Source organism: Desulfobacula sp. (assembly GCF_030611305.1).
GTDB lineage: Bacteria > Desulfobacterota > Desulfobacteria > Desulfobacterales > Desulfobacteraceae > Desulfobacula.
The window spans coordinates 1-3,705 of the sequence record NZ_JAUWQB010000159.1; the positions used below are offsets into that span (position 1 = coordinate 1).

Here is a 3,705-nt window from a genome sequence, read left to right on the forward strand (position 1 = left end):
CAACAATAAAATTAATCTATGGGTCACTACATTGACGAGCAAAAAAATAAATATAATAAATACAGTGCGTTATATTTTCAACCCCATGGTTTTTTGATAAAATTAGCCTTGATTTTTAAAAAAATGACGAACTTGGGTTAAAGATGTAGTCCAGGAAAAAGACAGGATTTATTAAACATGAAAAAAGATGGTGGATTGATCAGGAATTGGCAACTTCATCACCTGATCTTGCCGGACATAGAGGGTTTGGAAGAAGAATTTTTAGTTACTTTCCCCGGAGTTTTGCTTGACCCTGGACCCTTGAAGTTCAGTGGTACGGTTGTTGAAGATTCAGCCGGTAGGTATAAACCTGGCTGGCACATGATCTCATCTTATATCTGCTCAATTGATCGGGAAAGAGGGGTTATTGAAACAATGAATACCATTTATAAGGTTATAGATGAGGGTAATGATGAGTTGCCGGATATGGGTAACAATATTTTAGATGTTTTTTATTAAAAGAAATGCTTGAAATTATTTCTATGTATCCCTTGTTTCATCAAACGATTGATAATAACGAACATTTATTTTTGGTATCAAAAAAAAATCTGCTATTAAATCTGATGTATTAATATCTTTTGTTATATTGAATAATTTTAGATGTTTCGCGCCATGCGTTTCTATAAAATCAGAAAACCTTTTAAAACTCATTATGTTGATTTCCCCGGTTACCTGGTCACCACAATTTAATACAATAGTCACCCTTGTTGGATTTATTTCCATAATGCATCACTCCCGAAATCAAAAATCAATTTTTATCTACCCTCCAGGCAAGGATCTATCTTGCCTTTATTGAGAAGTGCTTTGATGGCAGATTCAATAGTCTGTTCCTAATTTAGTATTCTTAAAAGAAACGAAAAGCAACATTAAAAAAGAATAACTATCAATTATTTTGGTAGAAACACATTCCAGAAGCTTTTGAAAGGTTAATAGGGGTTGCCCAAAGTTTAAAAGAGTGTTGTCTTGAATAAAAAGAACAGCTTTGATATCTTTTAAGAAAGTGAATATTTTTTAGCTTACAGTTTAAACGCAATGCTGTGAGCTTTTAATTTTTGTAAATTGCAGGACAATAAGATGTCGCTGGTTCAACAAAGACGGCAAACAAGGCAAATTAGTATCGGAAAGGTTAAGATTGGTTCTGATGCACCGATTTCAGTCCAGTCTATGACCAATACCCAGACCCAGGATGTGGAAGCCACGGTTAAGCAGATCCTTGCCCTTGAAAAGGCAGGGTGTGAAATTATCCGTGTAGCAGTTCCGGATATGGAAGCAGCATTGGCCATTGAGAAGATTAAACAGCGCATTACCATTCCAGTCATCGCTGATATTCATTTTGATTACAGGCTGGCGTTGGCATCTGCCAGGGCAGGCGCTGATGCTTTAAGAATAAATCCCGGTAATATCGGGGAAGCCAAAAAGATCAGGGCTGTCGTGGATTGCGCAAAAGATCATGGCATCCCCATAAGAATCGGTGTGAATGCAGGTTCTCTTGAAAAAGAGATTGAACAGCGTCTTGGCATAACGGCTGAGGCCATGGTGGAAAGTGCATTGCGCAATATAAAAATTCTTGAAGACTTAGATTTCCATCATATCAAAGTTTCCCTGAAAGCTTCGGATGTTTCAAGAACGGTAAAGGCTTACCGGCTTTTGGCATCAAAAATCAATGTGCCGTTTCATGTCGGGGTAACAGAAGCCGGGGGTCTTTATGCCGGCATCACAAAATCGGCCATCGGGATCGGTATGCTGCTGGCAGAAGGGTTGGGTGATACTATTCGGGTTTCATTGACACGGGATCCTGTTGAAGAGATCAGGACCGGTTATGAGATTTTAAGGGCACTGGGAATCAGAAGCCGGGGTCCGGAATTGATCTCCTGCCCCACATGCGGACGGTGTAAAATTGATCTTTTTAAAATTGCTGAAGAAACAGAAAAAGCTTTACTTGAACGGTCTTCTAAGATTAAAGTTGCGATTATGGGATGTGTTGTAAACGGACCCGGTGAAGCAAAAGAGGCAGATATAGGTATCGCGGGTGGTGATGGCATGGGGATTCTATTTAAAAAGGGAAAAGTGGTGCGAAAAATAGATCAGGATAAACTTGTGGATCAATTGCTGAGCGAGATAGATAAAATGACAAAGAATTCGGAGGAACTAAGTGGCAAAAAAAAATAGAACAGCGATTACACCCACCCGGGAACAAGACTATCCTGCCTGGTATCTGGAAGTGATTAAGGTATCGGAGATGGCAGAAAACTCAGCGGTCAGGGGATGCATGGTGATAAAGCCATGGGGGTATGCGCTTTGGGAAAATATGGTGCGTGAGATAGATGCCATGTTTAAGAAAACAGGGGTAAAAAATGCCTATTTCCCCTTGTTTATTCCTTTAAGTTATCTGGAAAAGGAAGCCGAGCATGTGGAAGGATTTGCCAAAGAGTGTGCGGTTGTCACCCACCACAAGCTTGAAAAAGATGATAAAGGGGGATTGAAACCGGCCGGAAAGCTTGCCGAACCATTAATTGTCCGCCCCACATCTGAAACCATTATCGGGGAATCCATGGCCAAATGGACATCAAGCTACAGGGACCTTCCCATTCTATTAAACCAGTGGGCCAATGTGGTTCGATGGGAGATGCGGACCCGGATGTTTTTAAGAACCAGTGAGTTTTTATGGCAGGAAGGTCATACCGCCCATGCCACGGAGACCGAAGCAAAAGAGAGAACCATGCTCATGCTGGATGTCTACACAAAATTTGTTGAAGAATATCTGGCCATGCCCGTGATCAGGGGCAGAAAGACCGCTGCAGAAAGGTTTCCAGGGGCGGAAGATACGACCTGTATCGAAGCCATGATGCAGGATAAGAGGGCGCTTCAGGCAGGTACATCCCATTTTTTGGGTCAGAATTTTGCCAAAGGCTCCAATATTAAATTTCAAAATGAACAAGGGGAAGAAGCCTATGCCTGGACCACATCCTGGGGAACATCCACCCGTATGGTTGGCGGGATGATCATGGTGCATTCGGATGATGACGGTCTTGTGCTTCCACCCCGGGTGGCACCGGCCCATGTCGTCATTCTTCCAATTTTCAAAAAGGATGGAGACAATCGAGCTGTCATGGAAAGCGCTCAAAGCCTTAAAGATGCATTGGAAGAGAAACACTACTATGGCAGAAATGTCACAGTTGAAATTGATGACCGGGATATCGGCGGTGCCAGGGGCTGGGAATGGGTGAAAAAGGGTGTTCCTGTCCGGATTGAGCTGGGGCCGAGAGATATTGAACAAAACAGTGTTTTTATGGCCAGAAGAGATGAACCATCCAGTCAGAAACAATCCATGAACAGAGAGGAGTTTATTGACCGGATTACAGATATTCTGGACAATATTCAGGATAATCTTTTTAACCGGGCGGAGAACTACAGAAAAGAAAACACATTTGAGATTGATGATAAAAAAGCCTTTTATAAATTATATAAAAAAGCCAAGGGATTTAATAATGGTGCCTTTGTCATGGCCCATTGGTGCGGATCAGAAAAATGTGAGGAAAAAATAAAAAAAGATCTGTCCGTTACCATCCGCTGTATTCCTTTTGACAGCCCTACAGAAGAGGGGTGTTGTATTTGTTGTAATAACTCCAGCTCAAGAAGGGTACTTTTTGCAAAAGCATATTAAGC

The 3,705-nt window shown here is 41.5% G+C and carries 4 protein-coding genes; 3 read left to right on the forward strand and 1 reads right to left on the reverse strand.

The genetic code is table 11. The annotated features are described in order from the left end of the window. The first annotated feature begins 177 nt into the window (after positions 1-177). Entirely contained in the window at positions 178-498 is a 321-nt protein-coding gene (locus QAI40_RS17065; RefSeq protein ID WP_299983973.1) for a hypothetical protein, read from the forward strand. A 21-nt stretch (positions 499-519) separates the two neighbouring features. On the opposite strand, the gene QAI40_RS17070 is transcribed toward QAI40_RS17065, so the two are convergent. Beyond that, positions 520-762: a hypothetical protein gene (locus QAI40_RS17070; RefSeq protein ID WP_299983975.1), complete on the reverse strand. Its 243-nt coding sequence runs from the start codon at positions 760-762 to the stop codon at positions 520-522. A gap of 351 nt (positions 763-1,113) precedes the next feature. Between QAI40_RS17070 and ispG the strand changes: the two genes are divergently transcribed. Both ispG and proS read left to right on the forward strand, forming a co-directional pair. After that, positions 1,114-2,208, forward strand: coding sequence for a flavodoxin-dependent (E)-4-hydroxy-3-methylbut-2-enyl-diphosphate synthase (gene ispG / locus QAI40_RS17075; protein ID WP_299983977.1), 1,095 nt, complete (start codon positions 1,114-1,116; stop codon positions 2,206-2,208). Further along, on the forward strand, positions 2,192-3,703 hold the full coding sequence (gene proS, locus QAI40_RS17080) for a proline--tRNA ligase (protein WP_299983979.1): 1,512 nt from the start codon (positions 2,192-2,194) through the stop codon (positions 3,701-3,703). The genes ispG and proS overlap by 17 nt, the downstream gene beginning before the upstream one ends. Positions 3,704-3,705 lie beyond the last annotated feature (2 nt).

Bases quoted from the DNA above. Each gene is read 5' to 3' on its own strand.
- QAI40_RS17065 (WP_299983973.1), top strand. From the start codon at position 178: ATGAAAAAAGATGGTGGATTGATCAGGAATTGGCAACTTCATCACCTG.
- QAI40_RS17070 (WP_299983975.1), bottom strand. From the start codon at position 762: ATGGAAATAAATCCAACAAGGGTGACTATTGTATTAAATTGTGGTGAC.
- ispG (WP_299983977.1), top strand. From the start codon at position 1,114: ATGTCGCTGGTTCAACAAAGACGGCAAACAAGGCAAATTAGTATCGGA.